We start from the raw sequence: 16,339 nt of genomic DNA, 5'->3' as shown, positions 1-16,339 counted from the left end.
GCGTTTCTCGTATCATTAGTTCGACAACAATCGGGAATAAAGGCCCTTGTAAATTGCGCCATACAAGGGCACACTTATAAGAGGAATTTGACTAGGATATGTATTTGTTGGAGGGCACCTGATATGCGGATTCATTTCACAGGAATAAAAGGGTCAGGTATGAGCTCGCTGGCTCAGTTATATAAACATAAGGGCCATCATGTGACCGGAAGTGACGTTGAAGAGACTTTTTTTACTGATCAACTGCTTAAGCGCGCGGGGATCGAGGTGCTCCCTTTCGATGAAGAGAACGTGCGGGGAGTAGATTTAGTTTGTTCATCGGCAGCGTATAACATGACACATCCGGAATTATCCAAAGCGAAGGAGCTCGGGATACCGATTTACTCGTATCCCCGTTTGCTCGGTGAATTAACAAAGGAGTACGAATCGATACTCATTACAGGAACCCATGGTAAGACCACAACAACGGGGCTTGTGGGCTCGTTGTTTATGGAGGCGGGACTTGATCCCTCGATCGTGGTTGGTTCTTATATTGAGTCCTTGAAGAACAATACGCGTGCAGGTAAAGGATCGCACCTGATCTTAGAAGCCTGTGAGTACAGACGGCATTTCCATCACTATAAGGGCCGTGTGATGGTCGTTACGAACATAGATTACGATCATCCCGATTACTTTAAAGACATCGAAGATACGTTCGATGCGTTTCAGCACCTGGCGAACACCTTACCTTCCGACGGGGCATTGATCGTTTGCGGGGATAATCTGGCGAAACAATTGGTTTCTCCAGCAAGGAAAATCACATTCGGTTTTGATAAGAGCAATGATGTCTATGCCGAAAAGATTGAACCAGGGCGTTTCCATGTGTATGCTTTCGGACGCCATCTGGGAGAAATGCGTATGTCGTTACTTGGAGACCATAACGTGCTGAACGCATTGGCGATGGTTTCCGTCGGTTTGTTCTACAATGTGAATGCTGAAGTGATGCGCTCTACATTGTTATCGTATTGCGGTGTCAAACGCAGACTTGAATTCAAGGGCGAATTGAATCGAAACCTGATTTATGATGATTATGCTCATCATCCGACGGAGATCCGCGTGACGTTGCGTGCTGTTAAGGAAAATTTCCCTGAAGCAGAAGTAGTGACTATTTTCCAACCGCATACCTATACGCGCACGAAATCTCTTTTACGGGAGTTTGCCCAGTCGTTTCAATCGGCGGATCGCGTGATATTGACCGACATCTTTGCGTCGGAACGGGAAAAAGATCAGGTGATGGATATCGGCGAATTGGTTGAGGAAACAAAGAAACACCATCCACGGGTTACCTATATTCCGAAAACCCAACTCACTTCATGGATTTGCGAAGAAGCCAAGAAGAAAGAGCCTCACGTTTTCCTCACGATGGGGGCAGGGGATATTTACAAGGAAGGCGAAAAAGTTCTGCAAAGCCGTCTTCTTTATATGGGAAGTTGATAAAAAGAAAAGCCGGGAGAGTCTCCTGGCTTTTTTATCGTTTATTTCACTTCCCAATCAATGTCAATCGCATAGGGGATGGGATCGATGATACCTGCTTCCTTGAAACCTTTGATACGCAATTGGCAGGAGTCGCACATGCCGCAGGAAGGATGGGTTCCCGAATAACAAGAATGGGTGAGCTCAAGCGGCGCATGCAGTTCCATTCCCAGACGGACGATATCCCCTTTTGTCATGTTTTCCAGTGGTGTTTCAATACGGATTCCTTTTCCGTGTGCCCCGGCTACCGTTCCTTTATTGATCACTTCTTGAAAAGCGCGGATAAACTCAGGTCTACAGTCCGGGTATCCCGAATAGTCTAACGCGTTAACTCCGATGAATATCGCCCTTGCGTCGATCGATTCAGCATAAGAAAGGGCGATGGAGAGAAAGATGATGTTGCGGGCCGGAACGTACGTATTGGGAATCTCCTTGCTCATTTCTTCCTCGGAACGGTCAAGCGGAATCTCCTTGTCTTCATCAGTGAGAGAAGAACCACGGATGATTCCGTTCAGATTGGCGATAAAGTGTCTCTCTTTCAGTCCGTATGCCTGAACGACTTTTTTTGCGGATTCCAACTCAATCGAGTGTTTTTGACCGTAAAAAAATGTAAGTGGCCAAATTTCAAATCCCCGATGCTTGGCAACCGCCATACAGGTTGTAGAATCCAAGCCTCCCGAAAGAATGACCACCGCTTTCTGTTTTTCTGTCATCTTATACACCTCTTTGCTGCGGATCCCAAATGATCTTGTGCAATTGAACTTGGAAGCGGGCATCCAAATGGTCTGCCAATATCCATTCCACCAGATCCCGGGGAGAAATCTCACCGAAAATGGGCGAGAAAATCAAACGATAGCCCTTGCGTGGATCAAGGCCATGCTCGCGAATGAGCTGAACGGACCATTCATAATCCTCACGGTTCCCGACTACAAACTTGATCTCATCCCGTTCGGGTATGATGCGTTTTAGATTTTCAAAATCCATCTTTTCCGACATGCCTGACGAGGGAACCTTCATATCGAGAATAAATCGTTGTTTGTTATGGAGTTTGACTTTTGATATGTCAACGGATCCGTCTGTCTCTATGGAAACCTCGTATTGTTCCGCATAGAGGAGATCAAGCAGTTCTTGCATTTCCGAACGGGGTTGTATGAGCGGTTCCCCTCCGGTGAGGCAGACGCGTTTGATCGGATAGTTGCGGATCTTCTCCATAATTCCCTGCGGAGTATCCGGATCCCCCTCAAAATACGAATATTTGGTATCACAATAGGTACAACGTAAATTGCAACCGGTAAAACGTACAAAAATGGTAGGGAGACCTATCGATGATGATTCTCCTTGTATGGAAAAGAATATCTCATTCACCTTCACGATCGAATGCCTCCCGGTCGATTTCCGCGTAACAGGTAGGTGTTTCCCAAAGACGCACTTTTACAAGTTGTACCCCTTGGTTCGAATCTATTTTCTTCAGATAGGAATCAATCAATTCAAAAAAGAAAACGACCATATTTTCTGCCGTTGTGTTGAAGGAAAAATGATCATTTAAAAATTGGTGGTCGTATTTTGCAAGAATCTGTTCATTGACGATGCGTTTGATTTCCGTAAAGTCGACAACGATTCCCCTATCATCCGTCTTGCCGCGAAATGAAACTTCCAGCTTATACGTATGACCGTGCAAATTTGCACATTTGCCGACATAATCGTCCAAGCGATGAGCCGAATCAAATGTAAAGATCTTGGTTACAGTCACTTCCTTTGAATGGTAACGTAACTTGTTAGACATACAAGACGCTCCTTCTATTCATCTAGTGCATGAAAATGCCTAACTTTCATCTTACCATACGATACCTGATTTGCGACATTTTTATTCTTCGTCTTTCTGACGAAAAACACATGAAATGCTACCGCACACAATGAAAAGAGCCCGTTAAACCGGGCTCAGATGCAAGTGACATTCGCAGGGATTTGTATGAAAGCGGGTATCGTTGGGCATGTGGGCTTGTCTTCACTTCGTCGCAGTCTAGCGGCACATATGATCGAACAGGGGTTGATTTAGGCATAGATCTTGGGATTGCCGAGTACGAATAGTTTGGAACCTTTATTCCTTGCAGAAGGTGTCCGTACGAATGAATACCAGGAGTTCATTTCCGCAATGGATTACTTTATGGTTAACAAATCACGGGTGACGACTGAGGCGAGAATCAAGCCTGCAACGGATGGAACGAATGCGATCGAGGCGGGCGGTTGCTTTGCTTTGCGCGGTCCGTGTTTTTCTTCAACCTCTCGCGGTACAATTTTTGACGAACATCTTCCCGGGGTTTCATCGGCGGTTCTGTCGAGCAAACGACTTTCACCCCTTTGTATATCCCGTATCTCTTTAATTCCCGACGCAGGACTTTGGCAATCGGATCAATCTTCGTTTGCGAAATGTCCATCACTTCAAATTTTGTCGGATCCATTTTGTTGGCTGCCCCCATGGAAGAGACGATCGGGATACCCCTTTTCTTGCATTCGACGATCACATGAATTTTTGCCGAGATGGTATCGATTGCGTCTACGACATAATCAGGTTGGTATGTAAAGATTTCTTCTTTGGTATCTTCATTGTAGAACATGCGAAGTGCCACGACTTCGCACTCAGGATTGATTTGCAAAATCCTTTCTTTCATAAGCAGTACTTTTTCCTGTCCAATCGTATGCGTAAGTGCCGGAATCTGGCGATTGATATTTGTGATATCGACCACATCGCGATCTACCAGGATCAGTTTTCCAATCCCCGTTCGTGCGAGCGCTTCGGCGGCATAAGAGCCAACGCCGCCCATCCCGAGAACGCAAACGGTGCTTTTTTTCATTTTCTCAAGCCCTTCCGGGCCGATGGCAAGTTCAGTACGTGAAAAACGATGCAACATGGGATAGCCTCCTGTAACTCCTGAATGATTCCTCATCAAGCGCCATCATACCAAAAAATCAGGCAAAAGAAAAATACATTCCCATAAGAACGAGGGGAATGTATTTTTCCGACTGTATCCCTTGGCTTTAAGTAGTGGCGTCTTCAGGCCATACATCACCCCCTTATGAAGCATAGGTATCACAAGGGATGTGTTAAGCTTTCGTGGAGGTGATTGAAGGGAAACCGAGGGATTGTAAGTTTGGAAAAAATTTTTTACCTCTGTTACTGTATTCACGGAAGGTTCTGTTTGGACACCGGGCAGTAACCTATTTTCGTCGAAAGGGAGTATGAATTTGGAAATTTGTTCTGCTTGCAAGGGAAAACGGCTCTTGTGACTGGCACCGGACGAAGTTTTTAAAGAAATGTACGAGGATTGAAGCATCTTTTAGTAAGCTGTGATAAAGTAAAGATATGGGAGGGGAGATGAGGACAATGTTTCATTTTGCAAAGATCACGGGAGACAAAAAAGCGATGTATGAACAATTGTTGGAACAAACCGAGCATCTGTTGGCGGGGGAAAGCGATTGGCTAGCAAACCTCTCCAATGCGGCTGCTCTGTTATGGATGCAACTCCCTGATATTAATTGGGCAGGGTTTTATTTATGGAGAGAACAGCAATTGATTTTGGGACCTTTTCAGGGAAAACCCGCCTGTATTCGCATTCCGTTGGGAAAAGGGGTATGCGGCAGTGCTGCGAGGGATCGTCAAACATATCTCGTGCCCAATGTGCATGAGTTTCCCGGGCATATCGCATGTGATGCGGCATCCTGTTCCGAAATCGTCGTTCCGATCATGGATGGTGAACGGCTCATCGGTGTTCTGGACATCGACAGCCCGACCATGGGCCGTTTCGACGAAATCGACCGCGATTACCTTGAAGCATTTATAGAAGTCTTACATAAACATATCGATTGGTCGAAGATGGCATGAATCGATGTTTCAAATAGCGAAAACATCTGCACGCGGACTGCGCCCTGATGCGAAGGGCGCAGTTTTGGTCTATATTAATTGTAAAGCTTTTTTAAAGAAATGGTGTTGTTTTCTTAAAGGAAACCATGTATGCTTGTCAGCGAACAGTTAATTGATAGGAGGATCGAAAGTGTCCATCAGGGAACGTTACCAACAGATTGAATCAGTAACTAAATATTCCAATTATTACCTTGGAAAATGTTATACATGGTTATCTACACCGATTACCGAACGGGCAGCCAGTTGGGGATGGCATCCCAATGTCTTGACGCTTCTCTCGCTCGCCATTGCACTGGTGGCCACAAGTCTTTTCCTCGTCGGTGAAACCCTATACGTTGTGATCGGTGCGTTTCTTTTATATGTATCCTATGTGCTCGATTGGTGTGACGGCCAGCTCGCAAGATTTACCGGGCAAACCAGTCCGTTTGGCGGTTGGTTGGATCAGATGTGTGACCGGATCAAAGACTTCGCTTATGTTACGTCATTAGCCTATGGGAATTATCGGCAAACGGGGGATACGTCAGTATTTCTCGCCGCACTCTTGGCGCTTTTTTTCTTGTTTTTGCTGGAGTATTACGGACAAATGAACCGTGCCATACCTTCGGTTGAATCCGCGTCAGCATCCGCTTCCGTGCAAGAATCTCCACGACTCGGACCGGTGAAGCGTGTTGTGATCGATTTTTCGATCGATGAGCAATATTTCTTCGTGGTGGTCGGAGCCATCATTCTCGGAGCCAAATATACGTTGTACGGAATCGTGCTGTTGGCAGGTCTCATGGCCATCTATAAACCGTTGAAAGGCTGGATGCGATATTATGCTGCGAAGAGAGGTGGACACGTGTGAAAGCTGTAATTTTAGCTGCCGGAAGCGGTGAGCGGTTGGCACCCGTATCGCAACATTTGCCGAAAGCGCTCCTGCCGATCGGATCTGAAACGATTGTAAGCCGTTTAATCGGACAATTGTCGCAAAGAGGCATTGACGAGATCTTCATCGTGGTCGGTTATGAAGCGGATGCGATTCGCGAACATGTCATTTCCCTGCACTCCACCGTTCCGATTCGCTTCATCGAAAATAAGGATTATGCGGTCACGAACACGGCTCACTCCGCTTTTCTGGCTGCTCCTTACGTGGAAGGGGAGTCATTCTTCCTCATCGACGGGGATGTCGTTGCTGCAGACCACTTGTTTGACCAAGCCTGCTCGTCGAAGGGAAATACACTTTTTTTTGAATCGAAGGCGATTTCTTCGCCGGAAGAAATGAAAGTGTGTATAAGGGATCATTCCGTTTATCTTAGCAAAGAGATTCCGACAGAAAAGTCACTGGGAGAATTTATTGGGATCGTACGCTTCGATGAGGAGGCGGGAGAAGCGTTTTTTGCGGTTTTGCGTGAGGAACTTCATGGATCGAAGCTTTCCTATTATGAAGAGGCGATCAACCGGATTTCCGGCACACATCGTTTTTCATTGCTGCCGGTTGAACATGGTTCCTGGATTGAAGTCGATTTTGTAACCGATTACTTGGAAGCGGTGAAAAATTTTGCTTCCAAACGACCGGCCCCTGTCGTCTCTGAACAAATTCTTTTGTGTCCGGGGCCTGTTATGGTTTCACAGCATGTCAAATCGGCTCTCCTTCATTCGGATATTGGTCATCGGGAGACAGAGTTTATCGAGACATTAGCAAGAACGAGACAAAAACTGAACAAGGTATTTGGGGTCAAATCGAATCACTATACCAATGTGATTCTGACCGGTTCCGGTACGGCGGCAAACGAAGCAGTGCTTTCTTCTTACGGGCCTGGAAAAAAAATCGCGATTGTGTCGAACGGTGAGTTCGGCAATCGTTTGATTGACATCGCCCGTTGTCATGACCTGGATGTCGTCCCTATTGAGTTCGGGTGGGGGGAAGCGATTGACCTTCAACAAGTGGAAACAATCATCGAACGGGAACACGTGGACGCTCTGATGATGGTTCATCATGAGACATCCACAGGGATGTTAAATCCAATCTATGAGATGGGCGCGTTGTTGCAAGAGCACCAAGTGGATTTTCTCGTTGACGCTGTCTCTTCGCTCGGGGCGGAGGACCTTTCTGTGGAGGAAGCAGGAATTACTTTCTGTACGGCATCCGCCAACAAAGCGATAGCTTCTCTCCCGGGTCTTGCTTTCGTGTGCGGGAAGAAGTCCTCTTTCGTCGCTTTGCGTAATGCCCAACCGCGCACGCGCTATTTGGATCTCTACCGTCACTACGAATATGAGGAACTGTACTCTCAGACGCCGAATACGCCTGCCGTTTCTTTGTTCTTCGCGTTGGAGGCCGCCTTGGATGAGCTTCTGCGTGATACGTTACAGAAACGCATGGAACATTATGCCCATTTAAGCAGTTTGGTACGGAAACGTCTAAAACAATTAGGGTTGTCGTTCGTGATCGATGAATCACTGATGTCGCGCGTTCTTACAACGGTTTTCTACCCGGATGGGATCGATGTCGAAGCTTTTCATGAGTGGATCAAAAAGCATAACTTCGTGATTTATCGCGGGAAAGGTCCCTATCTCGGAAAGGCTTTTCAGATTGCAAATATAGGTCATGTAAAAAAAGAACACATTTCAGCCTTTTTGGATCTTTTGGAGCAGGGGATTACAAACCATTTGGCAGAAATTGCAGTAGGGGAGGATTGCTAGCATGCGTTTAGTCATACTTGCGGCGGGAATCGGGTCACGTCTTCGACCGTTGACGGATCATCAGCCCAAATGTTTGATCAAGGTTGGAGATCAATCCATCCTTGAGCGCCTGCTTATACAGGCGGAGCAGTTAAAAGGACGCTTCGAGGAAGCCGTCGTGATCACCGGTTATTTGCATGAACAAGTCGAGAAGTTTGTCGAACAGTGGAATCGGGCACACGATTTGTTGGTGAGAATCGTACATAATGAATCGTATGACCGTACAAATAATGGGTATTCATTATGGTGCGCGAGAGAATTCCTGATCGATGGTTTCTTGCTGGTAGATGGCGACCTTCTTCTCGATCCGCAAGTTTTGGATCGAGTATCCCGTTCCGAAACGAGTGTCCTTGCGGTGGACATGAAATCGCGGATCGATGAGGAAGCAATGAAATTCGTATTAGACAAAAATGGTCATATCGTACGATTGTCAAAAGAGATTCCGCTTCAAGAGGGAGATGGGGAATCGCTCGGGCTGAATCATATTGTACGTGAGGATGCACAAGCCATTGTCGAACACCTCACAAAGCTCGTCGACGCAGGGATCGTCAATGATTACTACGAACGTGCGTTTCAAGAATATCTGAAAGAAGGTTGGAAATTGGGCGTGATCGATATCGGTGACCTCCCTTGGGTGGAAGTAGACGATCAGAACGATTTGAAGCGTGCGGTAGAAAAGTTTGCTTAACAGAAAAAGAACCTGCCCCCATTCGGGGAAGCAGGTTCTTTTTTCGCCTTTGTAAGAAAGAAGGGAAACATTTACGCAGAAATGAACACGAACCGCGCGATAAACAGGACGGCGAGCACGTAGATAATAGGATGCACGTTGCGAGCCTCGCCTTTAAACAGTTTCATAAACGGATAAACGATAAAGCCGAGTGCGATTCCGGTCGCGATCGAAAACGACAACGGCATGAGCAGGATGGTCAGGAAGGCGGGAACCGCTTCGGTAAAATCGCTCCAGTCGATTTCTTTCAAAGAAGTCACCATCAAGGATCCGACAATGATTAATACGGGTGCCGTGACTGCAGGCGATACGGCGATCGACTTGACGATAGGAAAGAAGAAAATCGACAGGAAAAACAAAATGGCTGTAATCACGGAAGCGAATCCTGTACGTCCTCCCTCTGCGACACCGGAAGCCGATTCGATATACGACGTAACCGTTGAAGTGCCCAGCAGGGAACCGATGATCGTTGCAATCGAGTCTGTCAAAAACACGCGTTTAGCATTCCGCAATTTATTATCTTTTAACAAACCGGCTTTCGTTGCAACCCCTACGAGAGTTCCCGCATTGTCGAAGAAATCGACAAACAGGAAGGCAAAGACGATCGTGAACAGTCCCAGATCCATGGCACCCTTGACATCCAGATGCAGAAATGTGGGGGCCAAGCTCGGCGGTGCCGATACGATGGCGGTCGGGGGTTGGATAATGCCCGTCACCATGCCGACGATTGATGTGATGATCATTCCCAAAAGAATACCGCCCCGTACTTTTCGAACCATAAAGAATAAACTAAGAGCCAGACAGAAAAGGGTAAGCAGGACTGATTTGTCGTTGAAATGCCCAAGGGTTACAAACGTGGCTTTATCGGCGACGATAATGCCTGCATCTTTAAGTCCGATAAACGCGATGAAAAGTCCAATACCGGCGGAAATCGCATGTTTGAGTCCACGAGGGATCGCATCGATAATGAGTTCGCGTACCTTTGTTAATGTCAAGATGAGAAAGAGAACCCCCGAGATAAAGACTGCCCCTAACGCGACTTGCCATTTGACACCCATCGCCCCGACAACCGTGTACGTAAAATAGGCGTTCAAACCCATACCAGGTGCTAAAGCTAACGGGTAGTTGGCGATAAGTCCCATGAGCAGGCTTGAGATCCCTGCGGAAAGTGCCGTCGCCAGAAAGACGGCGCCGAAATCCATCCCTGCACCTTGAGAAAGAATACCGGGATTAACGACTAGGATGTAAGCCATTGTAAAAAATGTAGTGACACCTGCCGTAATTTCCGTTCGAAGGTTCGTACCTCGTTCATCAAAGCGGAAATACTGCCGAATCAATGTGAATCACATCTCCTCCCCAAAAATAAAAAACCCAGGTAGATACCTAGGCAACGGAATACAAACAAAGGGAAAGAGATTATGAAAGATCTTTTCCTTTGTTCGTAGTCAAGCAATTTCCGGTTGCCTGGTAGAGACTGTCGGGCCATATTCCCGACATTATACGAACGATTACAGAAGTATCTTATACTATCGTTCGTACGGGGTCAATAGAAAATCACGAACAAAATGTGAGAACGTTATGTATAATGTTCGCTAAGTAGGTTGGAGGATGCTCGAATTCAATCATGTCCCTGAATCGTTTGTTGAATCGGGGGTTTAACCAAAGGTTCATTCCCGTTTCCCGGCAGGCGATTGTTTTGAAACATATCTTGAACGGAACGATCGATGATGTTGATCTTATCGCCGCTTAACAGATCATTTTCTAAATCTTTGGCCTTGTCTTTTTTGATTTCAACCACAGAAATACCTCCCTTCTTTTCGTATTCATAAGATGCGCGAAAACGGTTCGGCTATTCAACCGAACCGTTTTCTTTCGCTTCTTTCTCCAAACGATATAAGAGACCTTTTGCATCAAGTTCAAGATCAAGTGCAAATTCTTTCCACGAATGCGGAGCTTGCAACCCTTGTTGTTCCATATCCTGCTTCATGTAATCCTGCAACGCTTCAGCGATTATCTTCCAAGAAATCCCCGGGTAAAACAGGGAACGTGCTGTATCGTCAAAACCGGCGGCTCCCTTTAGGACTCGTTCGAATGCCATCTGCGCAGGTTCCGTCACGCCGAAATGCGCGTGGTAGATCCGTTTTACAGGAAGTTTGGATAAACGGTTGACTGTCGAGAAAACCGATTCGCGATCAAATTCGGTTGGTGAACTCGAAGGGTAGATGATCTCAAAATCCAACCCTGTCAGTTCCGGGACATAGCGGATACCGAGAGCGTCTCCCGAAAAGATCCCTTGGGAAACCGGATCCCAGATGGAAAAATGATGTCGAGCATGTCCCGGGGAATCATAAAAAGTAAGAAGCCGCTCTCCTCCAAGAGACAAGGTTTCTTCATCATTGCGAATGAGTATGCGCTCTTCAGGTACGGGGAGGATCTGTCCAAAACATTCTTCTAATTGATCTCCATAAACAGAACGTGCGCCAGCTATCAGGCGGCTAGGATCGATCAAGTGGCGAGCTCCGCGCGGGTGAACCACGACGGTTGCATGGGGCAGGTACGGCAATAAAGTCCCCACCCCTCCTGCATGATCCAGGTGTATATGTGTGACGATCACATAATCGATCTGTTCAGGAGAAATCTGTAGTTGTTTTAACCCAATGAGTAAGTTGGGAATATCTAATGCCGAACCGACATCGACGATTGCAGTTTTTTCTTCCCCGCGAAGGATATAGGCGCCGGTACGTCCGCGTTCGCCCGATTGGATCAGGTCGATAAGAGATATACCGTAACCCAAATCTTGAACGGTTACTGTTCGGTTTGTCATCGTATCACCTCTTGATTCGATCTTATCTATCGCTTATGCTTCACCTACCCTAGGAATTAAGTTCCCGCTTATGTATCGAAACGTGAGCGACGGATCGGTTGGGGAACCGCATGTACAGGAGGGGAGGGCCGAAGCTTTGAGCGTTCTTCCAATGTATAGCGGGAAATGTTTAATAGAATCCCTATCGCCGTCATCTTGATAAAGAGCGATGACCCTCCATAGGAAATGAATGGCAAGGGTACGCCGATAACGGGTAAGACGTCCGTGACCATACCGATATTGACGATCATCGCGATTCCTATCATTGCAGTGATACCGGTTGCAAAGATGGAAGCGAAGCGGTCAGGAATGCGGGTTGCAATCATAGTGCCGCGCCAGATCAAAATGGCAAATAAAATGATCACAATGATCGCCCCGATGATCCCCCATTCCTCAATGAGAATCGCGAAGATAAAATCGGTGTGCGGTTCGGGAAGATAGAGAAACTTTTCAATACTGTGCCCCAAACCTTGACCGGTCCATCCCCCTGAAGCGATCGCATACAAGGAGTTCTTGATTTGAAAAGCGCTATCGCTGTTTGAGGCATCCCACGGGTTTAAGAAGGCGGTGATCCTTTCAGCCCGGTACTTGGAACTGAAAATAAAATAAATGGATGCCGCAGATCCTATGATGAAAATCGAAAAAAGATGGCGGAACCGTGCACCTGCGCAATACAGGACACAAAATACGGTGCCGATGAGGAGGACGGCCGTACCCATGTCGGGCTCTTTCAAAATCAACAGAGCGGGTATGATCGCAATGATCAACGACGGCAAGACCCCTTTTTTAAAATCAGTGATTTGCTCTCCTTTCTTGGTAAGAAGATATGATACGTATAAGAGGATCGCAAAAATGGAAAACTCGGACGGTTGCAAACTCAGGAATCCGAAACCGAGCCAACGCTTCGCTCCATTGACCTCTTGGCCAATAAAGAGAACGATCACTAAAAGAAGTGTTGTACTGACAAGGGCAAATTTCGTCAAACGTAACCAAACCCGGTAATGAACATTCATAATGAACAGCATGAAAAAGGTTCCCATGATTGCCCAGATCATTTGTCTGATAAAAAAGTAGCTTGGAGACGCGGCTTTCAAATTTTCCGCCGCCCAAATCATACTTGCGCTATATACATTAACTAAGCCGACGCTTACGAGTACGAGAACGACGAATAAGAGGATAAAATCGGGCCGGTGTCTTGTCAGTTTCGTATGTGTGAATCCCATAATTTCCTCCTTACTTCCATCGATGGTTTAGTCCATTGTTACATTCGACACACGGATAGCTAAACCTTCCTTGATTTTGTGAAAAAAGGCCGAAAGGATTAGACCTTTCGACCTTCCGTGTATTCCAATTACCACCAAAGTGCACTTGCGCCGATAAGCGTTAAACCAAATATGGCTGCTAGCGGGATCGCAACCCTGCCAATCCCATATCCTCCATACCCATATCCGAAACCGCCGTAGCCAGGAGCTCCAAAATAAACGGGAGTGACTTGAAGAGAATCCTGATTGGATGTATATCGGCCGCCTCTTGTCTTCGAGGATGCGGATGACGGTACAATGCGCCCACGGGGGGAATACAAAATCACGTGATCACCTCCGCAGGCTTCTACTCTACCACGGTAGTCACCGTAACGCGTATGGCAGATCACCCATTTTCCCATGCAAACCTTTACGTGTTCATGAGATATCATCATTCATACACCCCCTTTATGTTTCATAGTATGAGAGGACATGGGATTTGAAACGGACAAGTGCGGACTTGTCAGGCCAAAAAAAAAAGACTCCGCGTCCTGCGGAGCTTTTCTAAACCCAATCACCGTTATCGTCATAACCATCGAAACTGCTATCATCGTAAACGTTGTCGTTATAACCGGGATCATCGTAATTGCCGAATCCGCCTTCGTCCTGGCTATATGTGCCATAGTCGTTGTCATGATCCATCCGGTTCATGAGTTCATCGATTTCCTGCTGCTGTAAGATATTTTGCTCTTGCAATTGCCTGATCATTTCCTCTTGGTCGAGGGAATTGAAGTAATCGTATTGATCCGCGTTGATTCTTCCTTGTTCCAAAAGGTAGGTGAGAAGTGCACCCGCGGCAAAGCCTCCCGCCATCATCCCCAAACCTCTACCGATTCCGCCGCCCCAACCATTGGCATAATCGGGAGATCCATAATAAGGGCCTCCTTCTGGACCATACGTCGGCGGTCTATACGAATATGGATTGGAGTAACGATTGCGCGTGAGCGGACGTATAATCAACAAGTACACAAGTACCAGAATAATCACGATCCCAAGAAAAGTCATTTCCGTTCGACCTCCTTTTTCTTTATGATACATCACTTCCATATGAACGGGGAAGTCATTAAAATAGAGACGGCGTTAGTGTCACACGTGATATGAATATTCATGCAGCCCATGTTTGATATAATAAAGAAGGACTTGAATCAAACGTACGCAACGATGCAAGGTTTTCCATTGAATTTCGAGTATCGGAAGCATGGACAACTCGGAGAATTCCGTTATAATGGGTGGGGGTGATCGCCATAGAATATAGCGCTGTTATCCATATGTTTGAGACATACGGATATATCAGTTTGTTTGGTTTTTTAGTTTTTGGCATCGTTGGACTCCCCCTCCCGGACGAAACCTTATTGACTGTAGTCGGTTATTTGGTCTCGATTCGTTATTTAAACTACTGGGTGTCGATCCTTGTGGGGACACTCGGGAGTATCGTGGGGATTACTTTCAGTTATCTTCTTGGCATTTTTCTCGGACGAGAAGTGATCCACCGTTTCGGAAAATATATGTATCTCACCCCGGAACGAGTGGCAAGCGTCGAAAAATTTATGGATAAATATGGTAAATTAACTTTGTTTTTTGGATATTTCATCCCTGGAATCCGCCAGGTGACAGCGATCGTCGCCGGACTCAGCAAAATGAATTACCGTGAGTTTGCGATTGTGGCATATCTGGGCGGACTTCTTTGGGTGACGACATTTATTACACTGGGTCGTTTCGTCGGAATGCAACTACATGGTATTGGACACATTTTTCATCGGTTTCGTTATTTGATCATTACAGTACTCGCGTTGTTGGCAGTATCGATCTTGATCTACCGTTACGTGAAAGTACGCAAGAATAAAAGGCAGGTTTCATAAAGTACGATGCAGACACGTTTTGACTTGTGATGAGAAATAGGTGAGCAAACAGTGAATATAGATTGGTTAAAACGGCATATACGTGACTTTGATTTTATGCTGGTGATCATTTTGCTCTGTATCTCCGTTTTCAGCGTTTTGGCCGTCTATTCGGCTACGGCCAAGCGTGCGGGAATGGAAAATTGGTATATTAAAGAGATTATGTGGCAAATCCTCTCCTATATTTTTATGTTTGTTTTTGTCCTCGTGGATTACCGGATGTTACGGAACCGGGTGGCTTGGATCGGATATTGGATCAGTCTGGTTCTGTTAATTGCCGTCTTTGCCTTCCCGAGTGTAAACGGGGCACACAGTTGGATCATTTTGCCCGGGATTCAGTTTCAGCCTTCCGAGTTCGCCAAGATCTTCGTTATCTTGGTGATTTCCGATTATATGGCGAAAGTAAAGGAAAAAGAAGAACGGTTCGGTTTTAAGCATTTTTCCTTGATCGCGCTGATCGTCGGTGTACCCTTCGCATTGATCCTCAAAGAGCCCGCGCTTGGACAAGCGCTGGTGCTCCTGGGGATCATGGGTGCTATGCTGATTTTGTTCTTGGAAAAAAGACAGCTCGTTCTTTATTGCATCATGGGAGCTCTCCTTGTGACAAGTGTATTTATGGTCATGAGCGTATATCCGGATCAGACCATTCGTCTGATTCAGAATACACCGCTTGATGATCACCAAAAAGAACGGATCATCACGTTCGTGGATCCGGAAGCCGATCCTCAAAACGGCGGTTGGCAAGCGCTAGAAGCAAAGATCGCCATCGGTGCGGGCCAGCTGTTCGGCCGTGGCTTGTTAAACGGTTCACAGACGCAAGGAGAATGGGTTCCTGAGCAATGGACCGATTTCATCTTCTCGGCGATCGGCGAGGAGCTCGGTTTTGTCGGATCCAGTACGCTTGTTTTTCTTTTCTTCTTGTTGTTGAACCGTATGATCCGCATCGCATCAACGGTGGATGACGATTTTGCGATACATTTTATCGCCGGTGCCGTCGGGATGTTTACGTTTCAGATTTACGAAAATATAGGCATGAACTTATCGCTCATGCCTGTTGCAGGTATCACACTGCCGTTTGTATCATATGGTGGCACATCGTTATTGACGAACTTTGTTGTGGTCGGTATCGTCCTGTCGATCGCGATTCGGCGGCGAAAACTTGTCTTCTAACACGTATATGTTTTTTGGAATTACTTTGAAAATGAGTGCTTGGGTGGATATATCGCTTTGCGCTTGGGTTCGAAGAAGGTCGTCATTTCGGGCATATGCTTGGCGTTCATGCTCCGTGGAGGTCGTTTCAGCGGGTATATGCATTGCGCTTATGCTCCGTGAAGGTCGTCTCGCATGGAATAATAAACACGAATGTTGCGAGACGACCTTCAAAGTCGCTATTACGCGCAA

Annotated in this window: 16 protein-coding genes, 1 pseudogene and 1 riboswitch; of the genes and pseudogenes, 7 read left to right on the top strand and 10 right to left on the bottom strand. The window is 46.4% G+C overall.

Going from position 1 to position 16,339, the window contains the following annotated elements; all coding sequences use genetic code 11:
- The first annotated feature begins 123 nt into the window (after positions 1–123).
- Positions 124–1,473, top strand: coding sequence for a UDP-N-acetylmuramate--L-alanine ligase (murC, locus tag DNHGIG_RS02010; protein ID WP_282198108.1), 1,350 nt, complete (start codon positions 124–126; stop codon positions 1,471–1,473).
- A gap of 41 nt (positions 1,474–1,514) precedes the next feature.
- Here the strand turns inward: murC and queC are convergent, their stop codons facing one another.
- The 4 genes and pseudogenes from queC to DNHGIG_RS01990 all read right to left on the bottom strand — a co-directional run bounded on the left by queC (position 1,515) and on the right by DNHGIG_RS01990 (position 4,421).
- Positions 1,515–2,225, bottom strand: coding sequence for a 7-cyano-7-deazaguanine synthase QueC (queC, locus tag DNHGIG_RS02005; RefSeq protein ID WP_282198107.1), 711 nt, complete (start codon positions 2,223–2,225; stop codon positions 1,515–1,517).
- Position 2,226: 1 nt separating this feature from the next.
- Positions 2,227–2,883, bottom strand: coding sequence for a radical SAM protein (locus DNHGIG_RS02000; RefSeq protein ID WP_282198106.1), 657 nt, complete (start codon positions 2,881–2,883; stop codon positions 2,227–2,229).
- Positions 2,870–3,295, bottom strand: a complete 426-nt coding sequence (queD, locus tag DNHGIG_RS01995; protein WP_282198105.1) for a 6-carboxytetrahydropterin synthase QueD — start codon at positions 3,293–3,295, stop codon at positions 2,870–2,872. Before queD ends, DNHGIG_RS02000 begins: the two co-directional genes overlap by 14 nt.
- 374 nt (positions 3,296–3,669) lie before the next feature.
- Positions 3,670–4,421, bottom strand: a pseudogene (locus DNHGIG_RS01990) (tRNA threonylcarbamoyladenosine dehydratase).
- A gap of 473 nt (positions 4,422–4,894) precedes the next feature.
- Here DNHGIG_RS01990 and DNHGIG_RS01985 point away from each other — a divergent pair.
- The 4 genes from DNHGIG_RS01985 (at position 4,895) to DNHGIG_RS01970 (ending at position 8,837) form a co-directional block, all read left to right on the top strand.
- Positions 4,895–5,392, top strand: a complete 498-nt coding sequence (locus DNHGIG_RS01985; protein ID WP_282198104.1) for a free L-methionine (R)-S-oxide reductase MsrC — start codon at positions 4,895–4,897, stop codon at positions 5,390–5,392.
- Between the two features lie 169 nt (positions 5,393–5,561).
- On the top strand, positions 5,562–6,275 hold the full coding sequence (locus DNHGIG_RS01980; RefSeq protein WP_282198103.1) for a CDP-alcohol phosphatidyltransferase family protein: 714 nt from the start codon (positions 5,562–5,564) through the stop codon (positions 6,273–6,275).
- Entirely contained in the window at positions 6,272–8,110 is a 1,839-nt protein-coding gene (locus DNHGIG_RS01975) for an aminotransferase class V-fold PLP-dependent enzyme (protein ID WP_282198102.1), read from the top strand. The genes DNHGIG_RS01980 and DNHGIG_RS01975 overlap by 4 nt, the downstream gene beginning before the upstream one ends.
- A gap of 1 nt (position 8,111) precedes the next feature.
- Entirely contained in the window at positions 8,112–8,837 is a 726-nt protein-coding gene (locus tag DNHGIG_RS01970; RefSeq protein WP_282198101.1) for a phosphocholine cytidylyltransferase family protein, read from the top strand.
- Between the two features lie 71 nt (positions 8,838–8,908).
- Here DNHGIG_RS01970 and DNHGIG_RS01965 read toward each other — a convergent pair whose 3' ends face one another.
- From DNHGIG_RS01965 to DNHGIG_RS01940, 6 genes are all read right to left on the bottom strand, one after another.
- The gene (locus tag DNHGIG_RS01965) at positions 8,909–10,210 is read right to left on the bottom strand and encodes an NCS2 family permease (protein WP_282201328.1); all 1,302 of its coding nucleotides are present in this window, start codon (positions 10,208–10,210) and stop codon (positions 8,909–8,911) included.
- Between the two features lie 88 nt (positions 10,211–10,298).
- A riboswitch (purine riboswitch) is annotated at positions 10,299–10,400 on the bottom strand.
- Between the two features lie 94 nt (positions 10,401–10,494).
- Positions 10,495–10,674 (bottom strand): hypothetical protein, encoded by a 180-nt coding sequence (locus DNHGIG_RS01960; RefSeq protein WP_282198100.1) that lies wholly within the window; start codon positions 10,672–10,674, stop codon positions 10,495–10,497.
- A gap of 51 nt (positions 10,675–10,725) precedes the next feature.
- On the bottom strand, positions 10,726–11,700 hold the full coding sequence (locus DNHGIG_RS01955; protein WP_282198099.1) for an MBL fold metallo-hydrolase: 975 nt from the start codon (positions 11,698–11,700) through the stop codon (positions 10,726–10,728).
- 68 nt (positions 11,701–11,768) lie between these two features.
- Complete coding sequence (gene ftsW / locus DNHGIG_RS01950) at positions 11,769–12,962, bottom strand: putative lipid II flippase FtsW (RefSeq protein WP_282198098.1); 1,194 nt, start codon at positions 12,960–12,962, stop codon at positions 11,769–11,771.
- Between the two features lie 128 nt (positions 12,963–13,090).
- Positions 13,091–13,435 (bottom strand): hypothetical protein, encoded by a 345-nt coding sequence (locus DNHGIG_RS01945; RefSeq protein ID WP_282198097.1) that lies wholly within the window; start codon positions 13,433–13,435, stop codon positions 13,091–13,093.
- A 109-nt stretch (positions 13,436–13,544) separates the two neighbouring features.
- Positions 13,545–14,045 (bottom strand): hypothetical protein, encoded by a 501-nt coding sequence (locus DNHGIG_RS01940; protein ID WP_282198096.1) that lies wholly within the window; start codon positions 14,043–14,045, stop codon positions 13,545–13,547.
- Between the two features lie 263 nt (positions 14,046–14,308).
- Here DNHGIG_RS01940 and DNHGIG_RS01935 point away from each other — a divergent pair, with 263 nt between their 5' ends.
- On the top strand, positions 14,309–14,899 hold the full coding sequence (locus DNHGIG_RS01935; RefSeq protein ID WP_282198095.1) for a DedA family protein: 591 nt from the start codon (positions 14,309–14,311) through the stop codon (positions 14,897–14,899).
- 51 nt (positions 14,900–14,950) lie between these two features.
- Positions 14,951–16,108, top strand: a complete 1,158-nt coding sequence (gene rodA / locus DNHGIG_RS01930) for a rod shape-determining protein RodA (protein WP_282198094.1) — start codon at positions 14,951–14,953, stop codon at positions 16,106–16,108.
- The last annotated feature ends 231 nt before the right edge of the window (positions 16,109–16,339 follow it).

Origin of the sequence: Collibacillus ludicampi, from assembly GCF_023705585.1 — a bacterium.
Lineage (GTDB): Bacteria > Bacillota > Bacilli > Tumebacillales > BOQE01 > Collibacillus > Collibacillus ludicampi.
Note: the sequence above shows the minus strand (reverse complement) of the source record. Positions and strands in the feature narration are given on the sequence as shown.

Excerpts from the sequence above, each read along its gene's own strand:
- murC (WP_282198108.1), top strand. The coding sequence starts at position 124 with ATGCGGATTCATTTCACAGGAATAAAAGGGTCAGGTATGAGCTCGCTG.
- DNHGIG_RS01985 (WP_282198104.1), top strand. The coding sequence starts at position 4,895 with ATGTTTCATTTTGCAAAGATCACGGGAGACAAAAAAGCGATGTATGAA.
- queC (WP_282198107.1), bottom strand. The coding sequence starts at position 2,225 with ATGACAGAAAAACAGAAAGCGGTGGTCATTCTTTCGGGAGGCTTGGAT.
- DNHGIG_RS01955 (WP_282198099.1), bottom strand. The coding sequence starts at position 11,700 with ATGACAAACCGAACAGTAACCGTTCAAGATTTGGGTTACGGTATATCT.
- DNHGIG_RS01940 (WP_282198096.1), bottom strand. The coding sequence starts at position 14,045 with ATGACTTTTCTTGGGATCGTGATTATTCTGGTACTTGTGTACTTGTTG.
- queD (WP_282198105.1), bottom strand. The coding sequence starts at position 3,295 with ATGTCTAACAAGTTACGTTACCATTCAAAGGAAGTGACTGTAACCAAG.
- ftsW (WP_282198098.1), bottom strand. The coding sequence starts at position 12,962 with ATGGGATTCACACATACGAAACTGACAAGACACCGGCCCGATTTTATC.
- DNHGIG_RS01945 (WP_282198097.1), bottom strand. The coding sequence starts at position 13,435 with ATGATGATATCTCATGAACACGTAAAGGTTTGCATGGGAAAATGGGTG.
- DNHGIG_RS01935 (WP_282198095.1), top strand. The coding sequence starts at position 14,309 with ATGTTTGAGACATACGGATATATCAGTTTGTTTGGTTTTTTAGTTTTT.
- DNHGIG_RS01970 (WP_282198101.1), top strand. The coding sequence starts at position 8,112 with ATGCGTTTAGTCATACTTGCGGCGGGAATCGGGTCACGTCTTCGACCG.